15 protein-coding genes and 1 tRNA gene are annotated in these 18,119 nt (G+C 45.4%); 8 read left to right on the top strand and 8 right to left on the bottom strand.

From position 1 onward, the window contains the following. Positions 1 to 4: 4 nt before the first annotated feature. Both DW896_RS06990 and DW896_RS06985 read right to left on the bottom strand, forming a co-directional pair. Positions 5 to 2,473 carry an SLBB domain-containing protein gene (locus DW896_RS06990; protein ID WP_009036852.1) on the bottom strand — a complete coding sequence of 823 codons (2,469 nt, stop codon included), beginning with the start codon at positions 2,471 to 2,473 and terminating at the stop codon, positions 5 to 7. Between the two features lie 140 nt (positions 2,474 to 2,613). Beyond that, entirely contained in the window at positions 2,614 to 4,287 is a 1,674-nt protein-coding gene (locus tag DW896_RS06985; RefSeq protein WP_117713980.1) for an SDR family NAD(P)-dependent oxidoreductase, read from the bottom strand. Positions 4,288 to 4,486: 199 nt separating this feature from the next. Here DW896_RS06985 and DW896_RS06980 point away from each other — a divergent pair. The 8 genes from DW896_RS06980 to DW896_RS06950 all read left to right on the top strand — a co-directional run bounded on the left by DW896_RS06980 (position 4,487) and on the right by DW896_RS06950 (position 11,372). Then, a tRNA-Thr gene (locus tag DW896_RS06980) sits at positions 4,487 to 4,559 on the top strand. 379 nt (positions 4,560 to 4,938) lie between these two features. Then, positions 4,939 to 5,244 carry a hypothetical protein gene (locus DW896_RS06975; protein ID WP_005827897.1) on the top strand — a complete coding sequence of 102 codons (306 nt, stop codon included), beginning with the start codon at positions 4,939 to 4,941 and terminating at the stop codon, positions 5,242 to 5,244. Positions 5,245 to 5,357: 113 nt separating this feature from the next. Next, the gene (locus DW896_RS21455) at positions 5,358 to 5,525 is read left to right on the top strand and encodes a hypothetical protein (protein ID WP_005827893.1); all 168 of its coding nucleotides are present in this window, start codon (positions 5,358 to 5,360) and stop codon (positions 5,523 to 5,525) included. A gap of 244 nt (positions 5,526 to 5,769) precedes the next feature. Beyond that, the gene (locus DW896_RS06970; RefSeq protein ID WP_034525590.1) at positions 5,770 to 6,681 is read left to right on the top strand and encodes a TolB family protein; all 912 of its coding nucleotides are present in this window, start codon (positions 5,770 to 5,772) and stop codon (positions 6,679 to 6,681) included. A 66-nt stretch (positions 6,682 to 6,747) separates the two neighbouring features. Then, positions 6,748 to 7,779, top strand: coding sequence for an endolytic transglycosylase MltG (gene mltG, locus DW896_RS06965; protein ID WP_005827888.1), 1,032 nt, complete (start codon positions 6,748 to 6,750; stop codon positions 7,777 to 7,779). A gap of 76 nt (positions 7,780 to 7,855) precedes the next feature. Next, positions 7,856 to 9,448: a thiamine pyrophosphate-dependent enzyme gene (locus DW896_RS06960; RefSeq protein WP_005827886.1), complete on the top strand. Its 1,593-nt coding sequence runs from the start codon at positions 7,856 to 7,858 to the stop codon at positions 9,446 to 9,448. A 4-nt stretch (positions 9,449 to 9,452) separates the two neighbouring features. After that, positions 9,453 to 10,034, top strand: a complete 582-nt coding sequence (locus DW896_RS06955; RefSeq protein ID WP_005827884.1) for an indolepyruvate oxidoreductase subunit beta — start codon at positions 9,453 to 9,455, stop codon at positions 10,032 to 10,034. A gap of 30 nt (positions 10,035 to 10,064) precedes the next feature. Next, positions 10,065 to 11,372, top strand: coding sequence for a phenylacetate--CoA ligase (locus DW896_RS06950; RefSeq protein WP_005827882.1), 1,308 nt, complete (start codon positions 10,065 to 10,067; stop codon positions 11,370 to 11,372). A 538-nt stretch (positions 11,373 to 11,910) separates the two neighbouring features. Here the strand turns inward: DW896_RS06950 and rplT are convergent. The 6 genes from rplT to def form a co-directional block, all read right to left on the bottom strand. Next, positions 11,911 to 12,261 carry a 50S ribosomal protein L20 gene (gene rplT, locus DW896_RS06945; protein WP_004289896.1) on the bottom strand — a complete coding sequence of 117 codons (351 nt, stop codon included), beginning with the start codon at positions 12,259 to 12,261 and terminating at the stop codon, positions 11,911 to 11,913. A gap of 100 nt (positions 12,262 to 12,361) precedes the next feature. Then, positions 12,362 to 12,559 (bottom strand): 50S ribosomal protein L35, encoded by a 198-nt coding sequence (rpmI, locus tag DW896_RS06940; protein ID WP_005827880.1) that lies wholly within the window; start codon positions 12,557 to 12,559, stop codon positions 12,362 to 12,364. A gap of 67 nt (positions 12,560 to 12,626) precedes the next feature. Beyond that, positions 12,627 to 13,229, bottom strand: a complete 603-nt coding sequence (gene infC, locus DW896_RS06935) for a translation initiation factor IF-3 (protein ID WP_005827878.1) — start codon at positions 13,227 to 13,229, stop codon at positions 12,627 to 12,629. Between the two features lie 120 nt (positions 13,230 to 13,349). Further along, positions 13,350 to 15,290: a threonine--tRNA ligase gene (gene thrS / locus DW896_RS06930; RefSeq protein ID WP_005827875.1), complete on the bottom strand. Its 1,941-nt coding sequence runs from the start codon at positions 15,288 to 15,290 to the stop codon at positions 13,350 to 13,352. Positions 15,291 to 15,369: 79 nt separating this feature from the next. Beyond that, complete coding sequence (locus DW896_RS06925) at positions 15,370 to 17,430, bottom strand: tetratricopeptide repeat protein (RefSeq protein WP_119993054.1); 2,061 nt, start codon at positions 17,428 to 17,430, stop codon at positions 15,370 to 15,372. Positions 17,431 to 17,547: 117 nt separating this feature from the next. After that, positions 17,548 to 18,105 (bottom strand): peptide deformylase, encoded by a 558-nt coding sequence (gene def, locus DW896_RS06920; RefSeq protein WP_005827872.1) that lies wholly within the window; start codon positions 18,103 to 18,105, stop codon positions 17,548 to 17,550. Positions 18,106 to 18,119: the final 14 nt, after the last annotated feature.

Raw genomic sequence — 18,119 nt, 5'->3', positions numbered from 1 at the left:
CAAATTACTTAAAGAGATTAACCATAGTCGCAATCATCGCTGCAATAGAAGCTGTCGTACTTCCCATTCCCAGAATTTCAGCAGTAGTCATCTTCTTTTTCTGTTCTTTACTTGGAACAATTATTTCACAACCAGGTTCAATGGCTTTCTTGTTCCCTGCTTTTAAACGAGAAACTGTACCATTCATGTATATTACATAGACCTTACGTTTCTTGGCATCATTACCAAAACCACCAGCTTGATTGATGTAATATTTCAAGCTTTCACCCTTTTTATATAAAACTGTATTCGGATACATTACAGCACCGTTGATTTTCACTGTACTTACGTACTCCGGAACAAATAATACATCTCCCTCGCGAAGCACCATATCAGCATCTGAACCAGGATTTTTCAAGGCCTCTCCCAGATTTATACCTACAGAATAGGTATCGGACAAATCCAATCTTTTTACAGATATGGAATCTCCGCCTCCCGCTTGCGCCATACGCAGAGCATCTTCCTTACGGCGGAATTCTTCTTCGGTCATCCTACGTATAAGACGCGCTCCTTTTATATAAGCATCGGGAGTCACTCCACCAGCCTTAGCTATCAAGTCACTCAAACGTTCATTTTTTTTCGATAGTGCATAATTACCGCTAAAAAGAACTTCTCCTCCCACCATAACATTCTGTTGTTTAAAATAAGACGGACTCTTACGAATATAAACTTCATCAAAAGGTTCAAGATGGAAATCCTGGCTTCCTTCTCCCACCAATAAGCCATCTTTCAAATCAAAAGAGAAATTCTGGCCTACTGTAGTACTGAAAGATGTACTCTTCGTATCTTTCATACGCCGTGCCACTTCAACTTTCGTCGTAGCCGCTGCCTCCAACAAGCCACCAGCCTGCAACACCAAATCCTCTACTGTCATTTTATCAGAATAGAGATATGTACCCGGATTGGCAACTTCACCATGAATGGTAAGTGTAGCTTCTTCCTTCAAGTCATGAATACTTGGAATATATAAAATGTCATTCTTCTGCAAAGGAATATCTGCAGCCGTCCCGTTCAGCAAACCTTTCACATCTACTTGTATAACCTCATGCGACAAGTCTTCAAGTTCACGATCGATTATAGCACGGTTTAAGAATGCATCTCCGCGAAGTCCTTCCGCTTTCTTAATCAGCTGCTTCACTGTATTCATCGTACCGTCCAACTGATACAAACCTTCACGATATACAGCACCGCGGATTTCCACACGATTCTCAAAACGCTGTAAAACGGAATCAACCGTTATCTTATCACCGTCATCTACGCGGAATACGGAATAATCCATCTCATCCACATTATAAATTTGATGCTCACGTCCACTTTTACGGATTATACGTAATGCTTTCTTATAAGCATCACCCGTAAAACCACCTGAATACTTCAATAATGTACCTACGGTTTCAGTGGGTTTCATTTCATAAAACATCGGACGTTTTACCTTACCTAATATCTGTACCAGTGACTGGTAAGGATCCACAAGAATTACATCACCATCCTGCAGACGGATGTCATCCTTCATTTTTCCTTTCATAAGTAAATCGTAAACATCCAAATCCGCTATTGTATTTCCATTGCGAATCACTTTAATACTGCGCAAACTACCAATCGGGTTCACACCACCTGCACGATATAAAGCATGAAATACGGAAGCAAATGATGAGAGGGTATAAGTTCCGGGCACCACAACTTCACCCATAACGTTTACTTGAATAGAACGTATTTCTCCTAATGTCAGTTTAACTTGGGTAGACGGAACATTTCCGGTTACTCCGGAATATATTCTGGCAAATTCTTGTTTCAAATAATTATTGGCTTCCTTTACAGTTTTGCCACTCAGATAAACCGGTCCTAAATTATTCACAAGAATACTTCCTTCCGGAGAGATTGTTTGTCGAATCGTTGTTTCAGAAGCTCCCCACACATCAATAATCACCTCGTCACCAGGCCCCAGACGATAATTCTCGGGAGTAGCAACATTCACATTGGGTTCGAAAGTCAAATTATCGTTAGTAAAAATATTATGACCATAAATTTGCGAAGTCGGATCCTCTGTTTCCTTCTCTTGAGACAAGGAACGATTATCCATCATTTGTAAAGAATCCCCTGCAACATCCGTTTGTCTGGCAGAATAAGTTTCCGAAGTTGTACGCAGCCCTTTGACTACGCCACTCATTTCACCACGTTGACGAGAACGCTTCTCATCTTGGGTATTGCTCTGCGGACTTCCAGATTTAGAGTTTTCATACTTTTTCTGAATTCTTTCAACTTGTTCCTTTGTCACTCCCCGCCGCATTAATTCAGTAGTAATCTGCTTTTGATTTTTGCCCATCTGCTGAGCGCTTTTTACATACTGAACAACCTGATCATCTGACATCTGCTGAGCAAAAGCTACCCCTGACAAAGTAAATACCAAAAAGAATAGTGTTATTAATCTACGCATAAGATATTCTGATTAATCTTTTGAGTTCTTGTAATAAATATAAATCGGGCACAAAGGTAATATATTATTTTTATAATATACATTTATTCCACCTCTAAGTTTCAGAAAAAGCATTAAAAAGCTGTCACTTTCACGTCTTTTCATTGGGTAGAAGAAAGCGGGAAAATTGGCACTATTTTTTTCATTAGTCCAATCAAAATAGCCTTTTTTTCAGTATAACTATATTGCACCAAGGCCAGCACTTCTTCCCGCACATGTTCATAATCATCAACAGATGGCTTTTCACGCTTTATCTTTTCACTGATTACAGAATCCAAAAGTCCATCCCCAGGCCCTCCCACAATGTACACTTCTCCCCCATCCCCCATGACTCCCACTTCCAGGGTGAGCATACAAGCTTCAGACATGGTAATCAAACAATGAGTATTCGTCGGATACACCTCACCCAAACGTACTATGAACATATCAGTTTCCCCTTTGTCGCGTTTCAACCTGCAATCAGATGACTGCACATATATTTCCGCCACACGCTTACTATATTCCATAGCATTTTCCGGATGACGTGCATTAGCAGCAGATATCATAACCATACGGGACACTCTATACTTTACCGCCAGGTCTGCAATATTCACTGTCCCCGATATATTCGTTTGAATTGCCTCCGACACAAAATCATCCATCAGTTGTACATGCTTATAAGCAGCAGAATGAAAAACAAGTTGAGGACGTGTTTCTTCAAATATAGCCTCCAAACGCGTACGGTTAGCAACATCTGCAACCAATACACGGACCTCCAGATTCTTCCAATGATCAGACAATTCCAACTGTACATCATACAATGGGGATTCTGCCTGATCTACCAGAATCAACTGATAAGGATTCAGTGTAGCCAACTGGCGGACGATTTCCCTTCCTACAGCTCCCGCCGCTCCCGTAACCATTACTCTACGCCCCTCGATATGGGCCGTAATTTTACGCACGTCAACTTGTACCGGTTCTCTACGGAGCCAATCTTCTATTTGAATGTCCTTTATCAGTCCATCGTCCATACAATCGCTTAAGGGAGGAACGGTCATTACATGAATATCATGAGAGAACAGTTTATCCAGCATTCCGGAATTTTCCAAATCCGACACCTTGCTTGGAGAGATAATGATTGTATCCACTTTCTTTTTCTTTAGACGGTCAAACAGCTGCTCATCATTGGGATATACCCTGCATCCCATCGTATGTTTACCTATCATATCAGGTTCGTCCGAAATAAAGCCACGCAGGCGATAATGATTATTACGACTAACTCTCAAGGATTTTGCAACATTGACTCCAGTCCCATGGAATCCATAAATAAAAACATTCACGCAATGACGTGCATCAAAAGCAATAGCTTCATAAAGCATCTTCACAGCAATGCGCATACAAGCCATCAGAGAGAAGGTGAACATATATGCCATAAACAGAATGCTGTTCGGCAAAGTTTCTCCAAGCCCCGAAACAGACCAACAGTAATTCCCTAAAAACAGTACAGCATAGCTTATCGTAAGACTCCAAAGCACACGATAAATATCCACAAAAGAGGAAAAACGGATAACACCCACATAAGTACGGAGAATATGAAAGAAACAGACATTACACAAGACAGCCAAAATGGTCAGCCATACATACAAAGAAATTTCATAAGATACGGACGAAAGCCTATATTGCAAAAAACATGCAGAAAGCATGGAAATCACAACGATAATTACATCTACCAACAACACCGTCCATTTGGACGCTATGCGTGAAGAAAGATATTTATAATAGATTCTTAAATTCATAATCAGTATCAGACTTATTTGCTATAGGACCTACGACAAAGATGCTTCTTTTCGTTTTATTATCCAATTTTTATGGCAATAAAGTTCAGGACATTCAAATAGAAAATTATCCCACTAAAATATTTCTAAAAAAAACAGAGATTCTTTTTGCCTTTTCAAATAAAGATGTACCTTTGCACCCCGTAAACAAAAGCTTATTGCCGCTATAGCTCAGTTGGTAGAGCAACGCATTCGTAACGCGTAGGTCGCCAGTTCAAGTCTGGCTAGCGGCTCGATATTCAAGCACTGATTATCTGGAATAATCAGTGCTTTTTCTTTTCAAGAATTGTTAGAATAAAAAACGCTCTTCTACGAATATATTTGCATAAAACACAATGCCCTTCCAAACAGTTTAATCCATAGCCGCATAATTATCCCAAAGCAAGTAAAGCTAGTTTAAAACAGCACCATCTGATTACAATGATAACTTGAAACATATAGGCACATTATTAAAAACATAATACACCTTATATTATACATAGTAATTCCCAATATTTGCGGCAACTTTTCAATAACCCGATTTTTCAATCTTAAATAAAGGATTGAGGTGATTGAAGAACACAAGCCAAAATCAAAAGGCTACCATAGGTTTCTATAACATACTATAAAAAAATGGAAAGAATCAAGTTATTTACAGCGGCTTTGCTGCTGGCGGCTATATCCGCAGGAAATGATGTGTGGGCGCTTTCCGATTCAAGAAAGAAAGACACGCGTCCGGTAGAATCACCCCAATTCTTCAGTGGAAACGCCAACCCGCTGTTGGATTTCATTTTTGTGGCCGACCCGACATCGGTGGAATACAACGGAAGGCTCTATGTGTATGGAACCAATGACACCCAGCAACTGGACAGTGTGGGAAAATACGGCAAAAACACATACCAATACATCCCATTCACTGGTCATGCTGTCCACCGATGACATGGTAAATTGGACTTATCACGGACTGATTGACGTAAAGGCCCTCTCGCCATGGGGTATAGCCTCATGGGCGCCATCCATCGTATCGCGGGTGGAATCGGACGGTAAGACGTATGCTGGTGAGCCAGTTCACCCAAGGATTAGGCCACTGCAGGGCTCCTTTCGACCCGGGTGCCGTGATAGATGACGAAGGTACAGGATGGTTGTCATTCGGTGGAGGCGGAAAGAGGGAAGTCGGCACCGACTACATGCCCGCATTGTCCGCTTGGGCAAAGACCTGATTAGTCTGGACAGCGAGATAGTAGAGACAAAAGCTCCCTATCGTACATGACTTCGCACACGCCGCTCGACACCGACAACTGGCAGTATGTGGACAACTATTTCAAGAATCCCGGAGACTATTCATATGATAAGCACTACGCATTCGACCATCACTACAGATTCTCTCTGAAAAAAGCATGCTCCGACTATGTAGTTTCCAATAAAAAATGTATCTTGCGGAGATTTATTAAATACGATATGAACATGAAACCCTATCTAATCCCCTTCTTTGCAACTGTTGCACTGACCGCAACCGCTCAACAAAAAAACGAGATTACCAGCGTCCTCGAAATACTGGATGTAACCAACGGTAACCGGACCGTCGTAAAAGAATTTCCCTACCGGATTGAAGCTCCCAATTGGACGCCCGACGGGCAATGGCTGCTATACAACAGCGAAGGAAAGCTTTACCGCCTTTCCCCCACCTCGCCTGCCGAACCGGAACTGATAAACACCGGATTTGCCCAAAACTGCAACAACGACCACGTCCTCTCGACCGACGGACAGCAGATAGCCATCAGCCACGGGACGAAAGAAGACTATAAATCGCGCATTTATACACTTCCCATCACGGGCGGCACTCCCCGTTTAATAACACCTATGGCTCCCAGCTACCTCCACGGTTGGAGCCCCGACGGCAAAGAGCTTGCCTATTGCGCCGAACGAAACGGCAACTATGACGTCTATACCATCCCGGCGGAAGGAGGTGAAGAAACCCGCCTGACCACTGCCGAAGGTCTGGATGACGGACCGGAATATTCCCCCTGCGGACAATACATCTGGTTCAATTCCGTACGCACCGGACTCATGCAAGTCTGGCGCATGAAGGCAGACGGCTCCGAACAGACCCAGATGACCTTTGACGAAACCCGTAACTCCTGGTTCCCCCACATCTCCCCTGACGGAAAATCCGTTGTATTCATCACCTACTACAAAGGTGACCTGGAACCGGGAGAGCACCTGGCAAACAAGAACGTAGAGCTGCGCCTAATGCCCGCAAACGGTGGAGAACCCAAGACATTGTTAAAGCTTTTCGGCGGACAAGGCACCATCAATGTCAACTCATGGGCACCGGACAGCAAACGCATAGCCTTTGTCAGCTATCGAATTAACTGATATGACTTGATGGTTTTCACTCCATTTTTTACTAACTTTGCCCGACTAAAGATGCAGTAAAACAAAATGGAAAAGAAGAAAATCATTATCGGAACATTCGTCGCACTGATTCTTATTGGAGCAGCTTGTGCAGGAACAGTATACTACTATCTGTTTGCCCCGCAATTCCATCCGAAAAAGACAGTCTATATCTATATAGACCGCGACGACACCGCCGACTCCATATATAATAAGGTGGAACAACAAGGCCATCCTCGAAGCTTCACCGGCTTCCGCTGGATGGCCCAATACAAGAAATATTCCGAAAATATACACACCGGACGCTACACCATCCGGCCGGGGGAAAACGTATATCACGTATTCAGCCGTCTGTACCGCGGATATCAAGAACCTACGAATCTCACCGTCGGCAGCGTACGCACACTGGACCGGCTGGCACGCAGCGTAGGCAAACAGCTCATGATAGACTCCGCCGAAATAGCCGGATTGATGAACGACTCCGCATTCCAACAAAAACTGGGATACAACAAAGAGACCCTGCCCTGCCTCTTCATCCCCGAAACCTACCAAGTCTATTGGGACATGAGTGCAGAAGAGTTCTTCGAAAGAATGCAAAAAGAGCACCAGAAGTTCTGGAACCAGGAACGCTTAGACAAAGCCACCGCCATCGGAATGACCCCGACGGAAGTCTGCACCCTTGCCTCCATCGTCGAGGAAGAGACAAACAACACTCCCGAAAAACCAATGGTGGCAGGGCTCTACATCAACCGCCTGCACACCGGCATGCCCCTGCAAGCCGACCCTACCATCAAATTTGCCTTGCAGGACTTCGGCTTGCGGAGAATTACGAATGCCCATCTGGCAGTAGAATCCCCCTACAATACCTATCTCAACACCGGACTACCTCCCGGTCCCATACGCATCCCCTCACCCATCGGGCTGGATGCTGTGCTGAACCATACGAAACACAACTACCTCTACATGTGTGCCAAAGAGGACTTCTCGGGCACCCATAACTTTGCATCCAATTATGCCGAGCACATGAAAAATGCAAGAAAATATTGGAATGCATTAAACGAAAGAAAGATTTTCAAGTAATCTGCTGATAAAATAAAAGCAAAATCCTATATTTGCGTCAAATATTAATCCATGACTAACACTTAAATATTCAGATATGAGCAAGCAACTCTTACTTGGCGATGAAGCCATTGCACAAGCTGCATTAGATGCCGGACTTTCGGGTGTATATGCCTATCCCGGCACTCCTTCTACGGAAATCACCGAATATATTCAGATGGCACCGATTACTGCCGAAAAGAATATCCATAACCGCTGGTGCTCTAACGAGAAAACTGCGATGGAAGCTGCCCTGGGCATGTCCTTTGCAGGTAAGCGTTCATTGGTGTGCATGAAGCACGTGGGTATGAACGTAGCTGCCGACTGTTTCATCAACTCTGCCATTACCGGCATAAAAGGTGGTCTGATAGTCATTGCTGCCGACGACCCCAGCATGCACTCCTCACAAAACGAGCAAGACAGCCGCTTCTATGGCGACTTCTCCCTCATCCCGATGTACGAACCAAGCAACCAGCAGGAAGCATACGACATGGTGTACAACGGATTCAACTTCTCCGAACAGACCGGCGAACCCATCCTGATGCGCATGGTTACGCGCCTGGCACACTCCCGTTCCGGCGTAGAGCGCAAGGAGCAACAACCGCAGAATGAGATTTCCTTCAGCGAAGACCCGCGTCAGTTCATCCTCCTGCCGGGTAATGCACGCAAACGTTACAAAGCATTGCTGCAACGCCAGGACGAATTTATCAAAGCTTCTGAAAACTCCGCTTACAACAAATATACCGACGGCCCCAACAAAAAGCTGGGTATCGTGGCATGCGGCATCGGCTACAACTACCTGATGGAGAACTATCCCGAAGGTTGCGAATATCCGGTACTGAAAATCGGACAATACCCGTTGCCCAAGAAACAGCTGATGCAGCTGGTAGAAGCATGTGACGAGATTCTGGTACTGGAAGACGGACAACCGTTCGTAGAAAAACAGCTAAAAGGCTATCTGGGCATCGGCATCAAAGTAAAAGGCCGTTTGGACGGCACTCTTTCACAAGACGGAGAGCTGAACCCGGACAGCGTGGCACGTGCCGTAGGCAAGGAGAACAAGGCTGAATTCAGCGTTCCTTCTTTGGTAGAGATGCGCCCGCCCGCTTTGTGCGAGGGTTGCGGCCATCGCGACATGTACACGGTGCTGACCCAAGTATTGAAAGAAGAATATCCCACTTATAAGGTGTTCAGCGACATTGGTTGCTACACGCTGGGAGCCAATGCCCCATTCAACGCCATTAACTCTTGCGTGGATATGGGCGCCTCCATCACCATGGCGAAGGGTGCTTCGGATGCCGGCCTGCATCCTGCCGTAGCCGTCATCGGCGACTCCACCTTCACCCACTCGGGCATGACGGGACTGCTGGATTGCGTCAACGAAAACGCCGACGTCACCATCGTCATCTCCGACAACGAAACCACCGCCATGACCGGAGGACAAGACTCTGCCGGCACCGGACGTCTGGAAGCCATCTGCGCCGGCATCGGTGTAGCTCCCGAACACATCCGCGTCGTAGTGCCCTTGAAGAAGAACTACGAAGAGATGAAGCAAATCATCCGGGAAGAAATCGAGCACCACGGCGTATCCGTCATCATCCCCCGCAGAGAATGCATCCAAACATTAGCACGCAAAAAAAGAAACAAGTAAAGCCATGAAAAAAGACATCATACTTTCCGGCGTAGGAGGACAAGGTATCCTCTCCATCGCCACCGTAATCGGCAAAGCAGCCCTCAAGGACGGACTCTACATGAAGCAGGCAGAAGTACACGGCATGAGCCAGCGAGGCGGCGACGTGCAGTCCAACCTGCGCATCAGCGACCAATCCATCGCTTCGGACCTCATTCCCACAGGAAAATGCGACCTCATCATCTCCCTGGAACCGATGGAAGCACTGCGCTACCTCCCCTACCTCAGCCCCGAAGGTTGGCTGGTGACCAATGAAGCCCCCTTCATCAACATTCCCAACTATCCGGCAGAAGAAGACATCAAGGCCGAAATCAACAAGCTGCCGCATAAAATCATGCTGAACGTAAACGAAGTGGCAAAAGAAGTCGGCTCTCCCCGCGTAGCGAACATCGTACTGCTGGGCGCCACCATCCCCTTCCTCGGCATCGACTACGCAAAGGTGCAAGACAGCATCCGCGAAATCTTCCAACGCAAGGGCGACGCCATTGTAGAGCTGAACCTCAAAGCGTTGGCTGCCGGCAAAGAGATTGCTGAAAAACTGATGTAAACTATAATTGACTCTAAATTTCAACATACCATGAATAACAAATACTGGGAAGAAGAGATTGAAACGATGCCCCGTGAGCAGTTGCGCGAACTGCAACTGCAACGGTTAAAAAAGACTGTCAGCATTGCCGCCAACTCTCCTTATTATAAAAAGGTATTCCAAGAGCATGGCATCACTGCCGACAGCATCCGGTCTATAGAAGACATACGTAAGATACCGTTTACTACCAAGGCCGATATGCGCGCCAATTATCCTTTTGGATTAGTAGCAGGCGATATGCGTGAGGACGGAGTACGTATCCATTCTTCCAGTGGCACTACGGGCACGCCGACGGTCATCGTACACTCCCAACACGATTTGGACTCTTGGGCTAACTTAGTGGCACGCTGCCTCTATATGGTAGGTATCCGTAAGACGGATGTTTTCCAAAATAGCTCCGGTTACGGCATGTTCACCGGAGGACTGGGCTTTCAGTATGGAGCCGAACGTCTGGGTGCGCTGACTGTTCCTGCCGCTGCCGGAAACAGCAAGCGTCAGATAAAGTTCATCACCGACTTCAAGACCACTGCCCTGCATGCCATTCCCAGCTATGCCATCCGCTTGGCAGAGGTATTCCAGGAAGAAGGGATGGACCCCGCCGGCACAAGTCTGAAAACGCTTGTTATCGGTGCCGAACCCCACACAGACGAGCAACGCAGAAAGATTGAACGCATGCTTGGCGTCAAAGCCTATAACAGCTTTGGTATGACTGAAATGAACGGTCCCGGCGTAGCCTTCGAGTGCACCGAACAAGACGGCATGCACTTCTGGGAAGATTGCTACCTGGTCGAAATCATTAACCCGGAAACCGGCGAACCCGTACCGGAAGGTGAAATCGGCGAACTGGTACTGACAACGCTGGACAGAGAGATGATGCCCCTCATCCGCTACCGTACACGCGACCTTACCCGCATCCTGCCCGGCAAGTGCCCTTGCGGACGTACCCACATCCGTATAGACCGCATCAAAGGCCGTAGCGACGATATGTTCATCATCAAGGGAGTCAATATCTTCCCCATGCAGGTGGAAAAGGTGCTGGTACAATTCCCCGAATTGGGCAGCAATTACCTCATCACGCTCGAAACGGTCAATAACCAGGATGAGATGATTGTGGAAGTTGAACTTAGCGACCTCTCTACTGACAATTACATCGAGCTACAAAAGATTAGCAAAGCCATTACCCGCCAGCTGAAAGACGAGATTCTGGTAACTCCGAAGTTACGGTTGGTAAAGAAAGGTTCCTTGCCGCAGAGCGAAGGAAAAGCCGTCAGGGTAAAAGACTTACGGGACAACAAATAAACTTAAAAAAACTCTTTTCAAAACAGACCATCTGTTCACCCGATACAGATGGTCTGTCTTGTATAAACACATCATCTATCTTCCCTTGACACATCATCTGTTTCAGCATCACGTATCATCGTTTCACAATCACCCACATCCGCATAAAACGAAAGAGGAACGGTTATCCAAACAGATTACCGTTCCTCTTTTATAGAAAGCCGCACCGATGATGTGATGAAACTCCGTATGACATGATTTGAGTGCTCCTCCTCTTTGTAATCCACCGACTCAAGAGTTACCCCGAAGGGCGTGGCCCGCCATTGAGAAGCGAAGCTTGTCTCGGTATTTCATAAAAATTGATGAGTTTCCCGATCCAATCAATGCGGCTATTTTTTCTATAACAAAGGTAATGAGTTTCTATGAAAGAAACAAGTAAAAGCAGTAAATTGTTTCAAGTCCTTTTCAAGTTTTAACCCCTCCCCGGAGTATCAGAAAACAAAAAGTGCTGACTACCAAAAGAGTAATCAGCACCTCGTAATTTATCTGCTAACTGTTTTTATGCAGCCTTTGCTTTAGCAACGATAGCCTTGAAAGCTTCCGGATGGTTCATCGCTAAATCAGCCAACACTTTGCGGTTGATTTCGATACCAGCTTTGTGCAAAGCGCCCATCAGCTTAGAGTAAGACATACCTTCCAGACGAGCGGCAGCGTTGATACGCTGAATCCACAAAGCACGGAAGTTTCTCTTCTTGTTCTTACGGTCACGGAACGCATAGGTCAAACCTTTTTCCCAAGTATTCTTGGCAACGGTCCAAACGTTCTTTCTTGCACCAAAGTAACCTCTGGTCAATTTCAAAATTTTCTTTCTTCTTGCTTTAGAAGCAACATGATTTACTGATCTTGGCATAGTTTTACTTGTTTTTGAATGTTAGCGCCGTTACTTCACGCAGCGGACTTAAAGCTAATGCATTCGGTTAATAACTTTAATACTTTTGTACGCTTTTCAATTACTTCATTGCTAAGAGCTCTTTCACCTGGCTTACATCTGTTGTACTAACAAGTGTAGAGTAGCACAAGTTTCTTTTCTGCTTCTTAGTTTTCTTAGTCAGGATGTGACTATGAAAAGCGTGCTTTCTTTTGATTTTACCTGTTCCGGTAAGAGTAAATCTCTTTTTAGAACCGGAGTTAGTCTTCATCTTTGGCATCTTTTTTAAACTTTTTAATTATTAAATTATATGGCAACGCACTATACCTATGGCGTTACTCACTTCTTTATTCTTCTTCGGTTTCAGCCGACGCAGCCTTTGGCGCATCTTCTGCAGGCTTGGGAGCCGCGCTCTTCTTAGGTGCCGCCACTTTCTTCGGAGAGAGCTGGATTGTCATTCTCTTTCCTTCCAAAACCGGCATTTGGTCTACCTTCGCATAGTCTTCCAAATCATTGGCAAAACGGAGCAGCAACACTTCACCTTGCTCTTTGAACAAGATGGAACGTCCTTTAAAGAATACGTAGGCCTTCACCTTGTCACCATCTTCCAAAAAGCCTTTAGCATGCTTCAACTTGAAGTTATAGTCATGATCATCTGTCTGAGGTCCAAAACGTATTTCCTTCACGTTCACTTTTACCTGCTTTGCCTTTTGCTCTTTCTGACGCTTCTTTAACTGATAAAGAAATTTAGAATAATCAATAATACGACAAACAGGGGGTTGTGCATTTGGAGAAATCTCCACGAGATCCGCTTCATGTTCTTCAGCAAGTCTTAAAGCCTGCGCTATCGGATACACTTTTGGTTCTACTTCATCGCCCACTATGCGGACTTCTTTGGCCCGGATTTGTTCGTTAATCCGATGTTGCCCTTTTAAGCTGTCATTCTTCATTAAATAACGTTTACTTCCAGTTTGTTTCTTATTTACTATTCCCAAATTAATGTTTTTGTTAAGTAAAAGCGAACTTTAGAACATCTAATATATGCTATGCTTCTACAATTGGGCGCAAAGTTACCATTTATTTATCATATTCTGAACTTCTTCGTTCATTTTTTTGGCAAATTCTTCAAATTTCATGGTTCCTTTATCACCTTCTCCCTGCTTGCGGACAGCAACTTCCTTGTTTTCAGCCTCCTTTTCACCTACAACCAGCATGTACGGAATACGCTTCATCTCATTGTCACGAATCTTACGACCAATCTTTTCATTGCGCTCATCCACAATGGCACGGATGTCATATCGCTTCAAGTATTGTTTCACTTCATGCGCATAGTCGTTGAACTTCTCGCTGATAGGCAGGATGGCAACCTGGTCAGGAGTCAGCCACAACGGGAACTTACCGGCCGTATGCTCAATAAGCACAGCCACGAAGCGTTCCATGGAGCCGAACGGAGCACGGTGAACCATTACGGGACGGTGCTTCTGATTGTCAGCACCGGTATATTCCAGCTGGAAACGTTCCGGCAGGTTGTAGTCCACCTGGATGGTACCCAGCTGCCAACGGCGACCGATGGCATCCTTCACCATGAAGTCCAGTTTAGGACCATAGAAAGCGGCTTCTCCATATTCTATTTTTGCCTTCAGCCCCTTTTCTTCACAAGCTTCGATGATGGCTCGTTCTGCTTTTTCCCAGTTCTCGTCGCTACCGATGTATTTTTCGCGGTTCACCTTGTCACGCAAGGAAATCTGTGCCTCGAAGTTCTCGAAGTCCATAGATTCGAACACGATGGAGATAATGTCCATGACACGGAGGAACTCATCCTTCACCTGGTCCGGACGGCAGAAGATATGCGCATCATCCTGCGTAAAGCTACGTACACGTGTCAGACCGTGCAACTCGCCACTCTGCTCGTAACGGCAAACCGTACCGAACTCTGCCAAACGCAAAGGCAGGTCTTTGTAAGAACGGGGTGAGTTCTTGTAAATCATACAGTGGTGAGGGCAGTTCATCGGTTTCAAGAAGTACTCTTCCCCTTCTTCCGGCGTATGTATGGGCTGGAAGGAGTCCTTACCATATTTTGCATAATGGCCGGAAGTGATGTAAAGCAATTTGTTGCCGATGGGTGGACACATTACTTCCTGATAATCGTAACGGGCCTGGATGCGACGTAAGAAGTCCTGCAAGCGGATACGCAGTGCAGTACCTTTGGGCAGCCACATCGGGAGTCCCTTACCTACAGTGTCGGAGAACATGAACAAGTCCATCTCCTTACCGATTTTACGGTGATCGCGCTTCTTTGCCTCTTCCAGCAGAACAAGATACTCATCCAGCATCTTCTTCTTCGGGAAGGTGATACCATAGATACGGGTCATCATCTTACGGTCTTCTTGTCCACGCCAATAAGCACCGGCAACGGAAGTCAGCTTAATAGCCTTGATAGGAGCTGTGGTCATCAAGTGAGGGCCACGGCACAAGTCGGTAAATGCACCCTGCGTATAAGTTGTGATGTGGCCGTCTTCCAATTCGGAAATCAGCTCGCATTTATAAGTTTCTCCACGGTCACCGAACATCTTCAAAGCATCCGCCTTGGCAATGTCTTGTCTGACAACCGCTTCTTTCTTAGCCACCAGTTCAGCCATCTTTTTCTCAATGGCTGGCAGGTCAGCTTCCTTGATAGTCGTTTCACCCGGGTCCACATCATAGTAGAAACCGTTTTCGATAGCAGGACCTATACCGAACAGGATGCCCGGATAGAGTTCCTGCAAAGCTTCGGCCAGCAAGTGGGCACTGGTATGCCAAAAGGCATGCTTACCCTGCTCATCCTCCCATTTATAAAGAACCACTTCAGCGTCTTGCATGATAGGACGCCCCAAATCATAAATTTCTCCGTTCACGCCACAAGCCAGCACGTCTTGTGCCAATCGCGAACTGATGCTTTCTGCAATCTGCAGTCCCGTTACTCCTTCGTTATATTCACGAACAGAGCCGTCTGGAAATGTTATCTTTATCATAGTTTATATGTATATTTCATTTTTCAGAACGCAAAAATAGCTAATTCTTTTTGATATTCTATTTTTTAGCAAAAAAATGTTATTCCCGTGTATCTGTAAACCTCTTTATGATATTATAGGCCGAGACAATGCCCAACTCTCCGGCTTTACTCAAATCGGCAATACCTTGTTTGTTATTCCCCAGGAAGATGTGCGTCAACCCACGGTTAAAGTATGCTTCAGCAAAATCGGGACTCAGCTCAATCGCCTTGTCATAATCCGCCAAGGCGGCACGGTAATCCTTCAGTAACGAAGACACATTGCCACGGTTATAATAGCCATAGACAAAATCAGGAGCCAATAGAATAACGTGATCCAGGTCATTCTTCACAACTTCATAATCAATGGCTGTCACTTCAGGCTTCTTCATTTCCGTTGTACCCGAAGTGGCACCTTCACTCATTGTGGCTTCGGCCTTTTTATATTCCAGTTGCTTATAACGCACCAAAGCACGCATAAAGTATGCCGGGAAGAAAGTGTCGTCCAACAAGATACTCTTTGTAAAGTCATCTATGGAACTGGCAAAATCCTGAACCAGATAGAAATCCAGACCTCTCATGAAACGTTTCTTGGCGTTCTTCTCGTCAGCCACCACATCAGACGTATGAGCGTCTATCAAAGCAAAGTGGAAGCGTACTTGTTCCTCCGTCAACGGAGCTTCCATATTGGTGATGCGCAGTGGCTTCGGGAACAGTTTCGAATGGTTCAGTTCCTCAATATACTTATGATAATGTACGATACGCTTCACATCGCTCAGTTTCTCATAATAAGTCAAAGCATACATCGGCTCGAGCTTGATGGTCACATTCCGGTCTTGTACACGTCCGCGATAATCGCTCTTATAACGCTGGTCAGCTTCCGAATCGTCCGCTATTACAATTTTCCGATAATTTTCCATGTTCTTGTCGGATTTCTTACGGGTCTTCCCACCATCTCCATTGGAGTTTTCCGAGGAATTATCCGCAACATCCTTACTGTCGTCACCTTCCTTTTTGTCACCAGAAGAAACACCGTTACGCTTGTCTATCTGCATCTTCATGATTTTGAACTCATCCTGCTCGGCTCCCTTATGGTCGCCAATCTTTTTACGGGCTTCGGCACGCTGATAATAGCCGGCCATAAAGTTAGGATATTCTGCAATCACTTTGGAATAGTCACTGATAGCTCCCCGGTAATCCCCCGTCTGCGCACGTAACAAACCACGATTGAAGGTGGCCATCATGTTATCCGGTTCCATCTTCAACACAAAATCAAAATCCTCTATTGCCCGGTTGTCATCGCCCACCTGGGCACGCAGCAAACCGCGGTTGTAGTGCCCGAGAAAATTATTCGGATCAATATCCAAAGCCAAATCATAGTCACTCATGGCGCCTCTCAAATTATTCTGATGGAAACGCGCCAAGGCACGGTTGATATAGTTACCGGCATTCTTTGCACTCAGATGGATAGACTGGTCCAAATCAGCTTCAGCCTCTTTATATTTCCCCTGCTGGAGGCGTACAATGGCTCTTGCCCCCCATCCATCCGGGTCATAACGGTCCATATCGATGGCTTTGTCAAAATCACGCAAAGCTTGTATCGTATCATTCTGTTTCAGGGAGACTTCCCCGCGCATCAGATAGGCACGTGTATATCTGGGGGCAATTGTCAGAAGCGTACCCAAATCTTCCTTAGCCGCCTCATAATCTTCTTTCTGAATATGGCAAAGGGAAAGATTATGCCAAAGCACCACATTCTCCGGGTCGTATTTGATGGCAGTTTTATAATCTTCAATCGCCTCGTCAAAATTGTTCTGACGGATACGTGCCAATCCTCTGATTTGGTAAGCACCTACCACAAAAGGGTTCCGCTGAATCGCAGCATCACAATCACTCTCCGCTCCCTGATAGTCATCCAAATTGATTTTTGCCAGTCCACGGAAGAAATAAGGCTCATATAAATAAGGTTTCGCGTTGATTACCTGATTAAAATATTGGATAGAAAGCACGTAATCCTCAAAATACAATGCATTCCGAGCAATGGTCATCACCCGTTCCGTATTGATTTGTGCATACAACAATGTGGGTAACAGCAAAATAGCCGTCAGTATTTTTTTTATCATCTTGTTTTATAAATGCTTGTAAACGAAACAAAAGTAACGTTTTTCGTTTACTTGTCGGGATTAGCGGAACACTTTTTATATTTTTTGAGCCTTTTATACCATATTATATGGTTAAACTTATTTCTTTACGGTTTTCACCTTATAAGTGCAGTGTGCCTTGCCTTTCAACATGGCATTCAGTTTTCCTTTAATCATCTGCTTGCGTAACGGAGACAAATGGTCGATGAACATCTTTCCTTCCAGATGGTCGAACTCGTGCTGCATCACGCGTGCCAGGTAACCTTCGATAATCTCATCGTGCGGTTCCAAGTTCTCGTCCAGGTATTGCACGCGTATTTTGTTGCCACGCTTCACTGATTCATGAATTCCTGGAAGGCTCAAGCAGCCCTCGTCCATAGAAACTTCCTCACCGGACACTTCCAGAATATGGGCATTGATATACGCCTTGCGGAAATCTTTATATTCTGGCAAATCATCAGACAAGACATCCAGATTAATGGTTACTACGCGGATAGGCAAACCTATTTGCGGTGCAGCAAGTCCCACACCTTCAGCATTGTCCATCGTTTCAAACATATTCTCAATAAGTTCTTTCAAATTCGGATAGTCCGGGGCAATATCCTCTGCTACCTTTCTCAATACGGGCTGGCCGTACACATAAATGGGTAAAATCATTTCCTTTACTACAA

Origin of the sequence: Bacteroides sp. AM41-16, assembly GCF_003603495.1 — a bacterium.
In the GTDB taxonomy this organism is placed as follows: Bacteria; Bacteroidota; Bacteroidia; order Bacteroidales; family Bacteroidaceae; genus Bacteroides; species Bacteroides uniformis.
The sequence above is the reverse complement of the archived record's forward strand: the minus strand, read 5'-3'. Positions and strand labels throughout refer to the sequence as shown.

What these genes read in the sequence shown, in the direction of transcription:
- DW896_RS06990 (WP_009036852.1), bottom strand. Translation starts at nt 2,473, where the DNA reads ATGCGTAGATTAATAACACTATTCTTTTTGGTATTTACTTTGTCAGGG.
- DW896_RS06985 (WP_117713980.1), bottom strand. Translation starts at nt 4,287, where the DNA reads ATGAATTTAAGAATCTATTATAAATATCTTTCTTCACGCATAGCGTCC.
- DW896_RS06975 (WP_005827897.1), top strand. Translation starts at nt 4,939, where the DNA reads ATGGAAAGAATCAAGTTATTTACAGCGGCTTTGCTGCTGGCGGCTATA.
- DW896_RS21455 (WP_005827893.1), top strand. Translation starts at nt 5,358, where the DNA reads ATGCTGGTGAGCCAGTTCACCCAAGGATTAGGCCACTGCAGGGCTCCT.
- DW896_RS06970 (WP_034525590.1), top strand. Translation starts at nt 5,770, where the DNA reads ATGAAACCCTATCTAATCCCCTTCTTTGCAACTGTTGCACTGACCGCA.
- mltG (WP_005827888.1), top strand. Translation starts at nt 6,748, where the DNA reads ATGGAAAAGAAGAAAATCATTATCGGAACATTCGTCGCACTGATTCTT.
- DW896_RS06960 (WP_005827886.1), top strand. Translation starts at nt 7,856, where the DNA reads ATGAGCAAGCAACTCTTACTTGGCGATGAAGCCATTGCACAAGCTGCA.
- DW896_RS06955 (WP_005827884.1), top strand. Translation starts at nt 9,453, where the DNA reads ATGAAAAAAGACATCATACTTTCCGGCGTAGGAGGACAAGGTATCCTC.
- DW896_RS06950 (WP_005827882.1), top strand. Translation starts at nt 10,065, where the DNA reads ATGAATAACAAATACTGGGAAGAAGAGATTGAAACGATGCCCCGTGAG.
- rplT (WP_004289896.1), bottom strand. Translation starts at nt 12,261, where the DNA reads ATGCCAAGATCAGTAAATCATGTTGCTTCTAAAGCAAGAAGAAAGAAA.
- rpmI (WP_005827880.1), bottom strand. Translation starts at nt 12,559, where the DNA reads ATGCCAAAGATGAAGACTAACTCCGGTTCTAAAAAGAGATTTACTCTT.
- infC (WP_005827878.1), bottom strand. Translation starts at nt 13,229, where the DNA reads ATGAAGAATGACAGCTTAAAAGGGCAACATCGGATTAACGAACAAATC.
- thrS (WP_005827875.1), bottom strand. Translation starts at nt 15,290, where the DNA reads ATGATAAAGATAACATTTCCAGACGGCTCTGTTCGTGAATATAACGAA.
- DW896_RS06925 (WP_119993054.1), bottom strand. Translation starts at nt 17,430, where the DNA reads ATGATAAAAAAAATACTGACGGCTATTTTGCTGTTACCCACATTGTTG.
- def (WP_005827872.1), bottom strand. Translation starts at nt 18,105, where the DNA reads ATGATTTTACCCATTTATGTGTACGGCCAGCCCGTATTGAGAAAGGTA.